Genomic DNA, 15,011 nt, shown 5'->3' with positions numbered 1-15,011 from the left:
ACAGCCATTTTCATTTTTGTCCGGGCGACGCGGAGGCCGGGCGACGCAGAGGCCGGGCGACGCGGAGGCCGGGTGACGCGGAGGCCCGGGTGACGCGGGAGGACGAGCCGGAGACGGGAACCGTGAAAGAAATCAGTCAGGCCGGGCCGGTGCTGCCGAAACGCCCGCCATGGAACAGCAGGCCAGGCTGGGGATGCACTTCGCATTCCTCGACTTCGCCGACGAAGATCACGTGGTCGCCTTCGGGGTAGCGGCTGCGGTTATGGCATTCGAACCAGGCGGCGGCGCCTTTCAGGATCGGCAGGCCAGTGCGCGAGAGCGCATACTCGACGCCGTCGAAGGGATTGTCGGTGCGGCGCGAAAAGCGCATGGCCAGGTCCTGCTGGCTTGCTGCGAGCACGTTGATGACGTAATGCGAATTGCCGCTGAAAATGGGCAGGCTGTTGGCGCCGGCGCCGAGGCTCCACAGCACCAGGGGTGGATCGAGCGAGACGGAATTGAAGGAACTGGCGGTCAGCCCGCGGAAGCTGCCGTCGGGTAGCCGCGTCGTGATGACGGTGACGCCGGTCGCGAACTGCGACAGCGCCTGGCGGAAATGCGCCGAATCGAAACCGCGCGCGGTGGCACGGGGAGAGCGTGTGTTCATCGAATCCTTCGGAAGTTGCGCGTCCATTATGCCACCGCAGGCGTTGAGAGCCTATCCCGGTAGTCCGGAGTCGCTGCTGGCGCGCCTGACAAACGCGTGCTGCGTTGCTCGTCGTTGCATGGCCAGCCATGCGGCCTCCTCGCGCCTTGCCCGCGCTTGCCATGCATCGCCACCAGCTTTCCCCGGACTACCGGGATAGGCTCTTGGCCGCGTTTGGGAGGCCGTGTTGCGTCTGCACAAAGGTGCGCTTTGCGTTAGCATAAGAGCGTCTAACAAAAGCTTCAGAGCAAGGGATGCGGCCGCCCGACGCGGCGACGAAGGCAGTACCTTTTGTACGACAAGGAGCTGCAACGCAGCTATGAAGGTTTTGTTAGGCGCTTTCATCCAATAAACAGTACCGGGGTAGGCAATGAACGAGCAAACGACCGAAGTAGCGATTCTCGGAGGCGGATGCTTCTGGTGCGTCGAAGCCGTGTACCTCGAAGTGCGCGGCGTCACGAAGGTCGAGTCGGGCTATATGGGCGGCCATGTCGTCAACCCGACCTACGAGCAGGTGTGCGGCGCGGCCACGGGCCACGCGGAAGTGGTGCGGCTGGAATTCGATCCCGCCGTCATCAGCTACCGCGACATCCTGCAGATCTTCTTCACGATCCACGACCCGACCACGCCCGACCGCCAGGGCAACGACGTCGGCCCGCAATACCGCTCGGTCATTTTCTTCGAGAACGCGGAGCAGGAAACGACCGCGCGCCAGGTGATGGCGGAGATGGCGGGCGTCTGGGACGCGCCGATCGTTACCCAATTGATGCCCAGTGAAACCTGGTACAAGGCCGAGGAATATCACCAGAACTACTATGCCCAGCATCCGATGCAGGGCTATTGCGCTTTCGTCGTTGCGCCGAAGGTGGCGAAGTTCAGGAAGACCTTCCAGCACTGGATGAAGCAGTAGGGTGGACGGCCAAGCCCGCGAAGCCAATGGGTCGTAGCGGTGCTGCCGTCCACGCGTTCAACGGTCGCTTGATACGTCGTGACCGTTCGGCGCGCGCTTGAACGCGTGGCGTGATGCGGGCCAAATGCCCGCATCACGCGCATCACGCGCAGCAGGCGCAATCGCCGCGTCGATTCCGGCTGCCGGGTGGAGCCGTCCACCCTACGGTGTGCCCACGGACGCACTTACAGCGAACGAGCATCCCCCATCACGGATACATATACCTGCGCGACCACGGCATCAGCCCCGGTTCCTGCCCCGCCTTGCCGCACACGATCTGGTACAGGCTGATCCAGTCGTGGCTGAAGGCGTGGGCGCAGCCGGCGAGGTAGACGTGCCAGATGCGAAAGCGTTTCGCGTCCGTCAGCCGCGCGATTTCGTCGGCGTGGCTCTCGAAGTTTTCGGTCCAGGCGGCGCAGGTACGCGCGTAATGGCGGCGCAGGTTTTCCACGTCGCGCACTTCCAGGCCGCCCTGCTGCATGGCCTCGACCACCGTCGACAGGTGCGCCAGCTCGCCGTGCGGGAACACGTACTGGCCGATGAAGTCGCCGCCGCCGTAGGGCGAGGCGCGGCAAACCACGTCGGTCGAGGTGATCCCGTGGTTCATCGCCACGCCGTTCGGCGCCAGCAGCGCGCAGACCTTGCCGAAGTACGCCCCCAGGTGCTGCACGCCCACGTGCTCGAACATGCCGACGCTGGTGATGCGGTCGAACTGGCCGTCGATGTCGCGGTAGTCCTGCAGGCGGATCTCGACGCGTCCCTCCAGGCCGGCCCGGGCGACGCGCTCGCGCGCCAGCTGCGCCTGGTTTTCCGACAGGGTGATGCCGACGCAGCGTGCGCCGAAAGCCTGCGCCGCGCGGATCGCCAGCGCGCCCCAGCCGCAGCCGATGTCGAGCAGGGTCTGGCCGGGACGCAGGTCGATCTTGCGCAGGATGTGGTCGATCTTCCTGACCTGCGCCGTGGCCAGGTCTTCCTCGCCGGTCTCGAAATAGGCGCAGGAATACACCATGTTCGGGTCGAGCCAGGCGGCATAGAAGTCGTTCGAGACATCGTAGTGGTAGCGGATTGCCTCGGCATCCCTCTGGCGCGTGTGCGGCGACAGGCGCCAGAGCGGATTGGCGCGGCGCGCCGGCTTGCCGTTGTTGGCCGCCAGTTCGCTGCCGATGCGGATCATGTCGGCCGCGCGGCCGCGGATCTCGAGCGCGCCTTCGACATAGGCGCGTCCGAGGTTGTAGAGAGAGGGGGCGAGCAGGTAGCGCAGGCTTGCTGGCCCGGGCACGCGGATGGTGACGCGCGGCGGCTCGGCAGAGAAGTCGAAACGTTCTCCGTTCCATAGTTCCACGCGCAGGGGCAGGGACAGCTTGCTGCGCAGGTCGGTGCTCCAGGCACCGAGCTTCATTTCGGTGAACATGATGGCCTCCTCTGGCTGGGAGCGCTCGGCGCACCCTGCGGTGAACGCGTGGCGTAACCCGGGCTACATGCCCGGGCTACGCGAAGCAGGCGCTACCGTCGCGCCGGTTCGAACGACGCGGTGGAGCCGCCCACCCTGCGAGCGTGTGAAAAATGGTCATGGCTGCGTTGCATCGTCTCGCCGTACCGTCGTACCGTCGTACCGTCGTACCGTCGTACTGTCTTCGACGATGCGCCTTGCCCTAAGCATTTTTTCACACGCTCTACGGTTGCAAACGCTGCCGTGCCCAGCTGCCGTCTTCCTGCCGCAGATAGACGATGCGGTCGTGGAAACGCGAGCGCCGCCCCTGCCAGAATTCGATGCGCTCGGGCACCAGCCGGAAGCCGCCCCAGTTGGCCGGCCGCGGCGGTGCGTCGCCTGCCGTGGCGGCGACCGCTTCGTAGTTCTGCTCCAGGGCCGCGCGGTTCGCGATGGGCGCGCTCTGCTGGGAGGCGATCGCCGACAGGCGGCTCTTCAACGGCCTGCTGTGGAAATACTTGTCGCTTTCCTCGGCCGAGGTCGTTTCGACCCGGCCTTCGATGCGCACCTGGCGTTCAAGTTCGCTCCAAAAGAATAGCAGGGCTGCATACGGATTGGTGCGGAGTTCCTGCGCTTTGCGGCTGTCGTAGTTTGTGTACCACGTAAAGCCCCGTTCATCGAACTGTTTGACGAGTACGATGCGCGAACTCGGACGACCGTCGGCGTCGACCGTCGCCACGTTCATGGCGTTCGGCTCGTTCACCTGGGCACGCAAAGCCTGTTCGAACCAGCGCGTGAACTGCAGCATCGGGTCGTCCAGCACGTCCTCCTCGTTCAGGCTGGCCTGGCCGTAATCCTTGCGCAGGCCGGCCACCGCATCGCCAATTGCCGGGGCGGCGGCCGGCTCGCCCTTGCCGGCCTCGATGCCGCGGCGGCGCTGCATCGCGTCCCCAAGCTGGCGCATCTGCTCGCGCGAGAACAGGCGCATCGCCATGGGCGCCATCGTGCTTTCCTCGCGTTCCATGTGTGCCGTATAGCGTTGCGCGAAGCGCTGCACGCTCGAGGCCGACAAGGTGCTGGCGCTGCCGTCGGCCACGCCCGTCAATTGCTCGTGCAGGTCTTGCCACAAGGCGTCCATGTCCTTGTGGTCCTGCAGGATGACCGGCGCCAGCGCCTGCAGGGTGGCGGCGTCCTCGCCCTGGGCGACGGCGCGCAGCATCGGGATCAGGTCTTGCTCCTCGTCGTCGTGGTGCAGGTGCGCGGCCTTCTCGAAATACTTCAGCACGGCAGCTGCCGCCTGGCGTGCCTGTTCGTCGGCACCGTGCTCGGGCAGGTGCGACAGCAGGCGTTCGAGCGTCGTCAACTGCTTGCGGATGCGCCCGTGGCAATGCTTGAGCACGGCGATCGGCTGGTCGAAACCGGGAGCGCTGTCAGGAAGGAAATCGTTCATTGGCGTATTTTTGACAGAAGAAAGCTTTTTGACGGGTTTTTGATTGACTAAGCGCTATTTTAGTGCAGTTGCGAAAGAGCCCTCCGGTAAAATGGCGGCATGGACACGATCACTCCCGCACTCTTTTCAGCAGCAACCGACGACGCAGTCGACTTCGAACGCCGCTTCGGCGGCATCGCCCGCCTCTATGGCGAGCGTGCACTGGAACGCTTCCGTACGGCGCACGTTTGCGTCATCGGCGTGGGCGGCGTCGGCTCCTGGATCGTCGAGGCGCTCGCGCGCAGCGCGGTCGGCCGCCTGACCCTGATCGACCTCGACAACGTGGCCGAATCGAACATCAACCGCCAGATCCAGGCCCTGAGCTCCACCATCGGCATGCCGAAGATCGAGGCCCTGCGCGAACGCATCGCCCAGATCAACCCGTACTGTCAGGTCACCCTGGTCGAGGATTTCATCGAGCCGGACAATATCGAGAACATGATCGGCGGTAAAGGTTTCGACTACGTCGTCGACGCCATCGACAGCGTCAAGGCCAAGGCGGCCCTGATCGCCTGGTGCCGCGACCAGGCACTGCCGCTGGTGACCATCGGCGGCGCCGGCGGCCAGATCGATCCGACCAGGATCGAGGTGCGCGACCTGGCCCGCACCGAGCAGGAACCCCTGCTGAAAAAGGTGCGCAAGCTGCTGCGCGCCGAATACGGTTTTTCGCGCGGCGAAAAGCAGAAGTACCACATCGATGCCGTGTTCTCGATGGAGCCGCTGCGTTACCCCGAGGCCGAGGACGCCTGCGAGATTGGCACCTCCGTCACGGGCCTCAATTGCGCCGGTTTCGGTTCCAGCATGGTGGTAACGGCCAGCTTCGGCATGATCGCGGCCGGCCATATCCTGCGCAAGATGGCAGAGGCGACTGAAACCCGGGCTGAAACGCAGGCTGTCACCGAGACGGCAGCGGTTGCGGCGGAGAGCATGAGCGCCGCATAATCGGCGCTTGCCACCTGTGCATCTGGCGGAGGCCTTGCTATCATAGGATTCATTGAAATCCTGTCATCGAAAGAGTCTCCCATGATGCGTCGCACCACCTGCACTACTTTCGCGGCCCTGTTGCTCGCAACCGCCGCCCACGCCCAGCAACCTGCCTCCACGACCGTCACCCCGGCGAACGCGCCGCAAGCGGCAACGGGCGCCGGCCAGGCCGCCACCACCGTGCGCCAGCAGGGCGTGCAAAGCGCCGCCGACCAGGCCGCGGCGAGCTCGCAGCAGGCCGCCGGCCAGGCTGCGGCAGGCGGCACCGAGAATGCGGCCGCCGCCGCCCAGGCCGCCGCTACCGCCCAGGCCGCACAGCCGGTGCCACCGGTGGTGGACCGGTCCGAAGATCGAGATCATCGACAGCGTCGTCGGCAAGGGCAAGGAAGCCGTCGTCGGCAACGAGGTGCGCGTGAATTACACCGGCTGGCTCCACAAGCCGGTCGCGCGCAATGGCCGCGGCCGCAAATTCGATTCCTCGCTCGAAGCCGGCCGCACGCCGCTCGAATTCCGTCTCGGCGCCGGCCAGGTCATCAAGGGCTGGGAGCAGGGCGTCGCCGGCATGAAGGTGGGCGGCAAGCGCACCCTGATCATTCCCAGCGAGCTCGCCTACGGCAAGCGCGGCGCCCCGGGCGGCATGATCCCGCCGGACGCCGATCTCATCTTCGACGTCGAACTGCTGGGCGTGAAATAAGTCTTTCCCATCAAGTTCACCATTGCCGACAGGCCGTACGCCCATGGATGAATTGCTCAGCAAGCAGGGTCATCTTGCTCGGCGAACTCGGCGAATCGAACCTGGGGCGCCATGTCAGGTCGATTGCGGTAGCGCATACGCAGCCGCCGTCGGCGGCAGGCTTGCCGATGGCCCGCCTGAGGAAGCGACTCGTCGACGCCTTTCCCGATTGTGTCTACGGCGGCGGGCTCGCCGCTGCGCGCTGAGCTGCCGCGTCCCCCTGAAATCATGGAACAGGTGAAAATCGTCTTCGAATCCGAGGAAGGGGTGGAAAACCTGTGGGCCACCCCGGTGGCGGACGGCTTTGTTCTCGACAACTATCCGTTCTATCTGAAAGGCGTCAACTTCGGCGACCTGGTCGCCGCCCGTTCGCTGGCGCCGGGGTGCTACGCGTACGAACGCACCTTGGCCAAGTCGCCGCACTCCTGCTACCGGGTGTTCTACGAGCGCATGCAGCTTGCCCGCGCCGAGGCGCTTCTCGCCAGCCTGCGTGCCATCGGTTGCGCGTTCGAGCGCAGTCCCATGGAGAAGCATGAGCTCGTTGCGCTTCATATTCCGGACACGGTCAGCGCCGATGCCGCCTGGGCCATCCTCGAGACAGGCCTGGACGAAGGGACGTGGCAGGTGCAGGAGGGGGAGGACCGGCATCCCTGCCTGCAGGAGGGGCAGGATTGATCGCGGAAGCGGCAATCGATTTTTTTCGCCATCGCCAGGCCAGCTGACAAGGGTCACGGGCTCCGGCGGCGGCACCACAGCAGGCTCACTACACAAACAAGGGGATGGGAATGCGTATCGCGAACGATGTCACTGAATTGATCGGCAATACTCCATTGGTCAGGATCCGCAAACTGGCGCAAGGCGGCGCGGAGATCCTCGCCAAGCTCGAGTTCCACAATCCCGCGCACAGCGTCAAGGACCGCATCGGCCTGGCGATGATCGAGGCGGCCGAGCAGGCCGGCAGGATCGGTCCCGACACCGTCATCGTCGAGCCGACCAGCGGCAATACCGGCATCGCGCTGGCGATGGTCTGCGCCGCGCGCGGCTACCGCTGCAAGCTCGTCATGCCGGAAACGATGAGCAACGAGCGGCGCATGCTGCTGCGCGCCTATGGCGCCGAACTGGTGCTCACGCCCGGGCCGGAAGGCATGCTGGGCGCCATCCGCCGCGCCGAGGAAATCGTCGCCAATACCCCGAACGCCTTCATGCCGCAGCAGTTCAACAACCCGGCCAACCCGGCGGTGCACCGCCGCACCACCGCCGAGGAAATCTGGCGCGACACCGATGGCAAGGTGGATATCCTGGTGGCCGGCATCGGCACCGGCGGCACCATCACCGGCGTCGGTGAAGTGATCAAGGAGCGCAAACCCGGCTTCCGGGTCATCGCGGTCGAGCCGGAAGCCTCGCCCATCCTCTCGAAGGGCACCAAGGGCCCGCACCCGATCCAGGGCATCGGCGCCGGCTTCGTGCCGCAGGTGCTCAATACCGGCATCTACGACGAGATCGTCACCGTCAGCAACGACAACGCCTTCGAGACCGCCCGCGCCGCCGCGCGCGAGGAGGGGCTCCTGGTCGGGATCTCGTCGGGCGCGGCGCTGTGGGCTGCGATGCAAGTGGCCCAGCGCCCCGAGAACGCGGGCAAAATGATCGTGACGATCATTCCGTCGTTCGGCGAGCGTTACCTGAGCACGGCGCTGTTCGCCAACCTGGCCGGCTGACGCGCTTCACGATGGCGACCGAACCTGTCACCCTGTTTGCCCAGGCTGGACATCCTGACGCGGTGATCGACGTGCTGCGGCAGATGGATGCCAGGTTCAAGGTCGCCGGCCCCGCCGAGGCATGGGCCGAACTCACCGTCACCACGAGCGGATGGCTCAGGAAAAAGCAGCTGCGCATCACGCACGACCCTGCCTACTACACGGGTGAAGGCTGGCAGGTACAACTGAACGGCATGCGCGGCTATTTTGCGCGCTTCCCGGCGGCCCCGGAACAGGCGAAAGCGCTTGGCTTGATCGGGCAATTCGGTTTCGTGCTCGGCACAATCTGCGACCCCGACATGGAGGCGGGCGACGAACGCCTTGCCATCCTGTCGGCCATCGCCGAAGCGCTCGATGCGGTCTGGTTCACGCCCTCGGCATTGCGCGACGCGCGCGGCAGGGTACTGTATGGCGCCAACGTGAACGAGTTCGATCCCGGTGCCAGGTGGCCGGCCTATACCCCCGGCACCCCGGTACCGGCGGCGGGCCCGGTCGACGAGCGGGCGCTGGCACTGAAACAGCGCGTGTTCGGTGAATTGGCGTCGCTCGGCTTCAAGCCGGCCAATGCCTTGCCCCTGCCGGACCTCGACCTGCGCGTGCGCGACGCACAGGCGATCGTCATGCGGCTGATGGCCTTGCAGGCCGTGTTTGCCTGGGCCGCGGCGCCGGAACATGCGGTCGGTTCGGAGGTTCTGCGCGGCTACATCGCGCGCAACGGTCTGCGCGCGGCGATGACGGAGAGCGAACTGGCGCTGATCGACCTGCCGCGCACCGAGGCGCAGTCCAGGCATGGCGCGACAGTCGGCTGGAAGCTGGAGAACCTGTGGGCGCTGGCATGGGTCGCCGGCTTCCCGCGGGTACCGACCCTGGACGCGGGCCAGGTCCCTGACGAGGTCATCAACGAATTACTGTTCGACTTCCTGCCGCCCTGGGAGGGCAGCGCCGCCGACTTCGCGGCAAACGCATCGATGCGCCCGGCGAGCGAGGTGATTCCCATGGAGTACAGGTTTTATTGTGCCCATAACGCCGTCAGGAGCGCGCAGATGGGTGGCGCGACCGTGCCTTCTGGATTCGATCCCATTGCTCATGGCGGCGCCGTTCACGAGCGCCGCCATGCCCTCACCTGGGCACTGGCCGGGGAAGACAGCTGGGACGAGACTGACCTGAGCACCTGAGCACCTGAGCACCTGAGCACCTGAGCACCTGAGCGGGCAAGCGCGCCTGGATCCTCCGCGCGCGGTCAATCGAAGCCGGGCAGCCGCGGCAAGCCGATTTCCCGGCGCCGTCTATTCAGGTTCTTGCTGTCTTCGACGGGTGAGATCTTGCCGCTGCCAAAGTCGGAGTCGGTACCGTATTTTTGTGGTTTACCCTGCCGCACCAGGATCCGGTCCACCATCCAGGCCATGTATTCGTTCGATATCTCGCCCCGGCGGTTGGCTGCCTTGATCACGGGAAGGTATCTCAGTTGATACGGCAGTTCGGCATGCTGGATGATGAAAAATGCCGAACGCGCCGCGCGTTTCTTGTCCAGTTTTCCAGGCCAGCCACAGCGTTCGATCAGCCGGTCCAGCTCGCGCTGGTTTTTCTCGTCGGTCGCAAGGATCGTGTTTTCAATGCGTTCTTTTTCGGCCGCGTCGACCGGACGTTTCTTGTGCTCGCGCTCCAGGATCTCGATATAACGGCCGCGCAATGCCTGGTCTTCCTCCAGCATGCCGGCATATTGTTTCGCAAGCCGCGTGTGATCGCATTCGCCTGAGTGAACACGGCCTGGGAGGAGGGCGGCGGATAGCGCGACCGCAGCGACGAGAAGGATGTGCATTGGGGTGCGGGGACGGTGGCGGATGAGCCGATTGTAGGGCGCATCTTGCATTGCTGGCAAGCCGATGTCTTCGCAGCGGCCAGGCGCCCCGGCCATCGCCTGCAATGCAGACAATGGCCGAGGCGCCTCTTCCTTTCAGCCCGTCCGCTCAGTCGGCATTGCCGCCGCCCGTTTCGACGAAGACCGCCGTCGTCCGCGCGGGAACCGTGAACCCGCCGCTGGCCGCGTCGAAGCGCGCCGTCTTCACGATCGCGTCATTCGAGGTGCGCTGGATCCTGTGCAGCGCCAGCTTTGCTCCCTTCAGTTCGGGAATCGCGATCGTCTTCGCTTCCTTGTCGACGTTGAACAGCACCACCACGCTCTTGTAGCGCGCGCCGGGATAGCGGGTCGGCTTGTCGCCATCGATGCGCATTACCACCAGGCCAGGCAACTGGTCCGGTCCCGTGTTGTGGAAGACCAGGCGCTCCTTGACGTCCTGGCCGCTGCGCAGGCGGAACAGGGTGGTGTCGTTGCGGATCGCCAGCAGGTCTTCGAAGGCGGATTTGGCCGACAGGATGGCCTTCGTGTCCGGCTTGATGAGGGCATTTTCCAGCACCGGCGCCATCAGGCTCCAGTTGTCGCGGTTAGGGCCGGCCAGCGGCAGGCCGACGCCGAAGTTGTTCGAGGCGTAGCTGTAGTCGAGGCGGTTGAACCAGTCGCCCGCGTTGTAGCTGTCGCGGTCGAGCGACTTCGAACGCAGCAACTCCTGGCCCGCGTGGATGAAGGGAATGCCCTGCGCCAGCAGCACGACGGCCGCGCCCAGGTTCTGCACACGCACACGGTCCGCCAGCGGTGTGTCTTGCGGCAGGCGGAAGGCGTTGATGTCGAACAGGGTTTGGTTGTCGTGCTTCTCGACGTAGTTGATGGTCTCAAGCGGGTTGGCGGTGTAGCCGGCCTGCTGGCCCGCGTAATCGATGTCGGCATTCGTGCGCAACGAGCCGAAACGGTCGACGAAACGGTAGTCGCGCAGGGTGCCGGACAGGCCGACACGCACCAGGTCGGCCAGGCGCAGTGCGTCGTCGCGCGATTGATTGGCAAGGTGATTCGGGTCATACCAGACGCCGTTGACGAAGCCCTGCTGGCGCACCAGGTTGTCGCCGCCGTCGCAGCAGCCACCTCCGCGCATCGCGTCGCGCAGGCGGTCGTTGAAGGAACCGATGCCGGAGCCGTACAGGTTCGACTGGCGTGCCTGCACGAAGCGGGCGTCGTTGCCGACCGTGCCGAAGTTCCAGCCTTCGCCGTACAGGTAGATCTCGCGGCCGGCGGCGCGGTTCACGCCTGCCTGAAGGCGGCGCATCAGGTCGAGCGGCGCAAAGGCCATCAGGTCGAAACGGAAGCTGTCGACCTTGTATGCGGAGGCCCACAGCGACACCGAATCGATCATCAGCTTGCCCATCATCGTGTGCTCGGCGGCCGTGTCGGCGCAGCAGCTGTCGTTGGTATTGGCGCCGGCGGCGTTCAGGCGGTAGTAATAGGTCGGCACGATCTTGTCGAGCACGGACAGGGGCCCCTGCTGCGACTGGCTGGTGTGGTTGAAGACGACGTCCATCGTCACCCGCAGGCCGGTCTCGTGCAGGCTTTGCACCATGGCGCGGAACTCGCGCACGCGCGTGAAGCCGTCGTCGGCGTTCGTCGCATAGCTGCCTTCCGGCGCGTTGTAGTGCACCGGATCGTAGCCCCAGTTAAAACAGTCGCTGTCGCGCGCCGCGTCCACCGCCGCCTGCTGCGCTTCCGAACTCGGGCCGGCATCCGGAATGACGGGCGTCGTGCATTTGGTTTCGTCGATGCTGGCGATGTCGAAAGCCGGCAGCAGGTGCACGTGCGACAGGCCCGCCTTCTGCAGCGATTTCAGGTGACGCATGCCGCGCGCATCGCGGTCGGTAAAGGCGAGGTATTTGCCGCGGTGATGGGCGGGTACCGAGTCGTCGCTCGCGCTGAAGTCGCGCACATGCAGTTCGTACAGCGAGATGTCGGCCGGATGCGCCAGTTTCGGCAACCGGTGCTCGTCCCAGCCGGCCGGCTTCAGGCGCGGGCTGTCGAGGTTGGCAACAAAAGAGCGGGCGCTGTTGGCGCTGAGACTCAGCGAATACGGATCGGTAACGGTATTCGTCACCACGGTGTTGTTCGCCCAGCGCGACAGCACCTTGACCGTGTAGGTGTAATAGGCGCGGTTGGTCCAGTCGGCATTGGCTGCCGTCAGGCTCCAGATGCCGGTGGCGGGATCGAGGCGCATTGGCAGCTGTGCTGCTTTCGGGCCGCCCGTGCCGTGCGGGTAGATGTCGAGTGCGACGGATTTGGCGGTCGGCGCCCACAGGCGGAAAGTCGGCACGCCGGCCGCGTTGAAGCTCAGGCCCAGTTTGCTATCGGCTGCGCGCACGGCAAAGGCGTCGTCGAGCATGCCCGCCGTTTGCAGCGAAGTCACTTGCACCAGCCGGCCCGCGCCATCGAACTGCGCGACGGCGAACTGGCCGCTAGCCAGCGCGGGGGATTCTTGCGGCGTCCGCGGCGCCCAGCGCCAGGCCGGTTGCGTCGCGCAGGTGGGAATTTGTCGCGCAGCGCTTGCGGCAGCGGCTGCGGCGTCAGCGCCATGCTGCTGTCGGCACCCAGCACGCCTTCCGGGCCGGAACCGAGTCCACCATTGGCCGCGTAGACCAGCTTGTAGCTTGCGCCAGCCGGCACGCCCGGCCAGGCGATCGTGTTCGTCGACAGCCAGTGCGCGTTCGCATTGGCCAGGTTGCCGTAGCTGATCGAAGGAGGCGTCGTGTAGACGGTGCAGTCGCCTTCGAGCAGCCAGATCTCGTGGCCTTTCGTGGCGACATCGGCCGGCAGCGGTGCACCCTGGTCGGCGCCGCAGTTCTTGTTGCCGCTGCCGTCGGTAACCAGGAACCACATCGCAGTCTTGCCGCTGGCCAGTGCGATGTCGGCATAGCCGCCGAAGGCGTCGGTCTGGCTGAACATGAAGCGATCCAGGATCCAGGCCGAACTCGGCTTGGCCGGGCCTTCCCAGGAGTACACGCCCCACTGGTCGGTGTCGTTCTGGACGCGGCGGAAGTGGACGCGGATGGTATTGGCCGCGACGGGGACGGCGCTCGCGGCCATTGTCTGCTGGGCGTGGGCGCTCGCCACCGGCCAGCTCGTGAGCCAGGCCAGCAGCAGCCCGCCACACACGGCCAAGCCAAGCCACAGCCGTGAAGTTAAACTACGTCTGGTAAGCATACTGTCTCCTTCTTCGTTGTTTTATACCTGGTAGTTACCGAGGGCAGTCGCTTGCTCGGAAAAAGCATGGCAAACGCTGCGATGTAATATTACTACCATCGTTAACTAAAAAGTAAAGAACGCAAAAGAAACAGTATCGCTCTCGTCGGGGGGCCATCGAGGACATACCGCATGCGCGTCGTATGGCAATCCGGGGTCAGGCAACCTGGGGTCAGGTCTGACATTCGGACGCAAGCTCTGCCATAGCCGATATGGCGACCGCGACGGATGTCCTCGGCCCGCCGATCGAATTCTTCATCCGCGCAGGAAACCAGAAGATCCGCACGCAGCAGCTGTCATGACCGTGATAACAGCAGAGGCCGTGTCCGAATGTCAGACCTGACCCCAGCCGTGGCTGTTCATGCGTGCTGTTCCGCCAGCGCGCAGCCGTGGCGCGTCGTGCCTTCTTCCACCTGCAAGGTGCAGTGGTGGATGGCGAAATCCTCGCGCAGGTGGGCGACGATGTCGTCGAGCACGGCGTCGCCGGGATAGCCGCCTGGCATCACCAGGTGGGCCGTCAGCGCGGTCTCGGTCGTGCTCATCGCCCAGATGTGCACGTCGTGCACTTCCGCCACGCCCCGGCGCCCGGCCAGGAAACCGTGGACGGCGCCGGCGTCGACGCTGTCCGGCACCGCGGCCATGATCAGCCCGGTCGACTCGCGCAGCAGCGACCAGGTGCCGGCCACGATCACCAGCACGATGACGAGGCTGACCGCCGGGTCGAGCCAGGTCCAGCCGGTGCCCATGATCACCAGGCCCGAAACCACCACGCCCAGCGAAATGGCCGCATCGGCCGCCATGTGCAGGTAGGCGCCGCGCACGTTCAGGTCGCCCTTGCTGCCGGCCATGAACAGCCAGGCGGAGAAGCCATTGATGGCCACGCCGATCGCCGCCACCACCGACACCGTGATGCCTTCCACGGCCGGTGGTGCCGTGAAGCGGTGGATGGCTTCCCAGGCGATCGCACCGCAGGCGAGCAGCAGCAGGATCGCATTGGCCAGCGCCGCCAGGATCGACGAACTGCGCAGGCCATAGGTATAGCGCGCGCTCGGTGCGCGCTTGGCCAGTACCGCCGCACCCCAGGCCAGGATCAGGCCGAGTACGTCCGACAGGTTATGGCCGGCATCGGCCATCAGCGCCGTCGAGTTGGCGAGGAAGCCGTAGACGAATTCGATCGCGACAAAGGCCGAGTTGACGCCGATCGCCAGCGCAAAGGCGCGGCCGTGGCCCGGCACCGGGTGGTGGTGATGGTGATGACCGTGGCCATGGCCGTGATCGTGGTGGTGATGGTCGTGGCTCATGGGTCGGTTCCGTTGGCAGGTTCTGCGATGTGTTCGAACATGTTCGCAAGCAGGGTGCTGATGTGGGCGTCGGCAGCCGAATAAAATACCTGCTTGCCCTGGCGCTCGGCCTTGACGATACGCGCTGCCCGCAGCAGGCGCAGGTGGTGGCTGACCAGCGAACTGGAAAGCGACAGGGCCGCGGCGATGTCGCCTACCGCGGTCGGCTGGGCCAGGCAGGCCAGCACGATGCGCAGCCGGGTCGAGTCGCCGAGCAGGTGAAACAGGTCCGCCACCTGGGCGACGGCATGGTCGGGATTGTCGGGCAAGTTCATCATTAACATGTGAAGAGTTGTTCACATGTTAGACCAAAAGAAGGGGCTGAGCAAGCTGTTGCTTAAGGGGCATTTCCCGTGTCTATCGAACGGGGGCCAAATTGGAGAGCGCTTTATAATTGTCGGTGTATTAATTTTGTGAGCTAGCAAACATTTTAGTGCCCGCATGACGCATGAAAATATCAAAAACTTTCCCATGCTCAGCATTTGTTGCTCACAAAAAGTATTCCGTGGTTCGCGATTGTTACACGATAAAAAGA

Annotated in this window: 14 protein-coding genes and 1 pseudogene; 7 read left to right on the top strand and 8 right to left on the bottom strand. The window is 65.0% G+C overall.

Annotation, left to right across the window (positions count from 1 at the left end):
• Positions 1–136: 136 nt before the first annotated feature.
• On the bottom strand, positions 137–646 hold the full coding sequence (locus tag G4G28_RS22365; protein WP_182989991.1) for a flavin reductase family protein: 510 nt from the start codon (positions 644–646) through the stop codon (positions 137–139).
• A 409-nt stretch (positions 647–1,055) separates the two neighbouring features.
• On the opposite strand from G4G28_RS22365, the gene msrA reads away from it, so the two are divergent.
• Positions 1,056–1,595: a peptide-methionine (S)-S-oxide reductase MsrA gene (msrA, locus tag G4G28_RS22360; RefSeq protein WP_182989990.1), complete on the top strand. Its 540-nt coding sequence runs from the start codon at positions 1,056–1,058 to the stop codon at positions 1,593–1,595.
• A gap of 247 nt (positions 1,596–1,842) precedes the next feature.
• Here the strand turns inward: msrA and G4G28_RS22355 are convergent, their stop codons facing one another.
• Complete coding sequence (locus G4G28_RS22355) at positions 1,843–3,045, bottom strand: cyclopropane-fatty-acyl-phospholipid synthase family protein (RefSeq protein ID WP_183107844.1); 1,203 nt, start codon at positions 3,043–3,045, stop codon at positions 1,843–1,845.
• 262 nt (positions 3,046–3,307) lie between these two features.
• Positions 3,308–4,513, bottom strand: coding sequence for a pyridoxamine 5'-phosphate oxidase (pdxH, locus tag G4G28_RS22350; protein WP_182989988.1), 1,206 nt, complete (start codon positions 4,511–4,513; stop codon positions 3,308–3,310).
• Positions 4,514–4,612: 99 nt separating this feature from the next.
• On the opposite strand from pdxH, the gene tcdA reads away from it, so the two are divergent.
• The 6 genes from tcdA (at position 4,613) to G4G28_RS22320 (ending at position 9,198) form a co-directional block, all read left to right on the top strand.
• Complete coding sequence (gene tcdA / locus G4G28_RS22345; protein WP_182989987.1) at positions 4,613–5,494, top strand: tRNA cyclic N6-threonylcarbamoyladenosine(37) synthase TcdA; 882 nt, start codon at positions 4,613–4,615, stop codon at positions 5,492–5,494.
• Between the two features lie 313 nt (positions 5,495–5,807).
• Positions 5,808–6,230, top strand: coding sequence for an FKBP-type peptidyl-prolyl cis-trans isomerase (locus G4G28_RS22340; RefSeq protein ID WP_183107843.1), 423 nt, complete (start codon positions 5,808–5,810; stop codon positions 6,228–6,230).
• 74 nt (positions 6,231–6,304) lie between these two features.
• Positions 6,305–6,475 carry a hypothetical protein gene (locus G4G28_RS22335; protein WP_182989986.1) on the top strand — a complete coding sequence of 57 codons (171 nt, stop codon included), beginning with the start codon at positions 6,305–6,307 and terminating at the stop codon, positions 6,473–6,475.
• 22 nt (positions 6,476–6,497) lie between these two features.
• A complete protein-coding gene (locus G4G28_RS22330; protein WP_182989985.1) occupies positions 6,498–6,944 on the top strand; it encodes a DUF4265 domain-containing protein in 447 nt (148 codons plus the stop codon).
• Between the two features lie 110 nt (positions 6,945–7,054).
• Positions 7,055–7,984, top strand: coding sequence for a cysteine synthase A (gene cysK, locus G4G28_RS22325; protein WP_182989984.1), 930 nt, complete (start codon positions 7,055–7,057; stop codon positions 7,982–7,984).
• 11 nt (positions 7,985–7,995) lie between these two features.
• Positions 7,996–9,198 (top strand): DUF4272 domain-containing protein, encoded by a 1,203-nt coding sequence (locus G4G28_RS22320; protein WP_182989983.1) that lies wholly within the window; start codon positions 7,996–7,998, stop codon positions 9,196–9,198.
• 65 nt (positions 9,199–9,263) lie between these two features.
• On the opposite strand, the gene G4G28_RS22315 is transcribed toward G4G28_RS22320, so the two are convergent.
• From G4G28_RS22315 to G4G28_RS22300, 5 genes and pseudogenes are all read right to left on the bottom strand, one after another.
• The gene (locus G4G28_RS22315) at positions 9,264–9,842 is read right to left on the bottom strand and encodes a DUF6624 domain-containing protein (protein ID WP_182989982.1); all 579 of its coding nucleotides are present in this window, start codon (positions 9,840–9,842) and stop codon (positions 9,264–9,266) included.
• Between the two features lie 148 nt (positions 9,843–9,990).
• The gene (pulA, locus tag G4G28_RS22310) at positions 9,991–12,309 is read right to left on the bottom strand and encodes a pullulanase-type alpha-1,6-glucosidase (RefSeq protein WP_229507781.1); all 2,319 of its coding nucleotides are present in this window, start codon (positions 12,307–12,309) and stop codon (positions 9,991–9,993) included.
• 18 nt (positions 12,310–12,327) lie between these two features.
• Positions 12,328–12,980 (bottom strand): annotated as a pseudogene (locus tag G4G28_RS27070) (pullulanase-associated domain-containing protein); the annotation flags it as partial.
• A 515-nt stretch (positions 12,981–13,495) separates the two neighbouring features.
• Positions 13,496–14,437 (bottom strand): cation diffusion facilitator family transporter, encoded by a 942-nt coding sequence (locus tag G4G28_RS22305; RefSeq protein WP_182989980.1) that lies wholly within the window; start codon positions 14,435–14,437, stop codon positions 13,496–13,498.
• Positions 14,434–14,751, bottom strand: a complete 318-nt coding sequence (locus G4G28_RS22300; RefSeq protein WP_374011272.1) for an ArsR/SmtB family transcription factor — start codon at positions 14,749–14,751, stop codon at positions 14,434–14,436. Before G4G28_RS22300 ends, G4G28_RS22305 begins: the two co-directional genes overlap by 4 nt.
• Positions 14,752–15,011 lie beyond the last annotated feature (260 nt).

The sequence above is a fragment of the Massilia sp. Dwa41.01b genome, from assembly GCF_014171775.1.
GTDB lineage: Bacteria > Pseudomonadota > Gammaproteobacteria > Burkholderiales > Burkholderiaceae_D > Telluria.
The sequence above is the reverse complement of the archived record's forward strand: the minus strand, read 5'-3'. Positions and strand labels throughout refer to the sequence as shown.

Bases quoted from the DNA above. Each gene is read 5' to 3' on its own strand.
- G4G28_RS22340 (WP_183107843.1), top strand. From the start codon at position 5,808: ATGCGGCCGCCGCCGCCCAGGCCGCCGCTACCGCCCAGGCCGCACAGC.
- pdxH (WP_182989988.1), bottom strand. From the start codon at position 4,513: ATGAACGATTTCCTTCCTGACAGCGCTCCCGGTTTCGACCAGCCGATC.
- G4G28_RS22330 (WP_182989985.1), top strand. From the start codon at position 6,498: ATGGAACAGGTGAAAATCGTCTTCGAATCCGAGGAAGGGGTGGAAAAC.
- G4G28_RS22320 (WP_182989983.1), top strand. From the start codon at position 7,996: ATGGCGACCGAACCTGTCACCCTGTTTGCCCAGGCTGGACATCCTGAC.
- G4G28_RS22315 (WP_182989982.1), bottom strand. From the start codon at position 9,842: ATGCACATCCTTCTCGTCGCTGCGGTCGCGCTATCCGCCGCCCTCCTC.
- G4G28_RS22365 (WP_182989991.1), bottom strand. From the start codon at position 646: ATGAACACACGCTCTCCCCGTGCCACCGCGCGCGGTTTCGATTCGGCG.
- cysK (WP_182989984.1), top strand. From the start codon at position 7,055: ATGCGTATCGCGAACGATGTCACTGAATTGATCGGCAATACTCCATTG.
- G4G28_RS22305 (WP_182989980.1), bottom strand. From the start codon at position 14,437: ATGAGCCACGACCATCACCACCACGATCACGGCCATGGCCACGGTCAT.
- G4G28_RS22355 (WP_183107844.1), bottom strand. From the start codon at position 3,045: ATGTTCACCGAAATGAAGCTCGGTGCCTGGAGCACCGACCTGCGCAGC.
- msrA (WP_182989990.1), top strand. From the start codon at position 1,056: ATGAACGAGCAAACGACCGAAGTAGCGATTCTCGGAGGCGGATGCTTC.
- G4G28_RS22300 (WP_374011272.1), bottom strand. From the start codon at position 14,751: ATGAACTTGCCCGACAATCCCGACCATGCCGTCGCCCAGGTGGCGGAC.
- tcdA (WP_182989987.1), top strand. From the start codon at position 4,613: ATGGACACGATCACTCCCGCACTCTTTTCAGCAGCAACCGACGACGCA.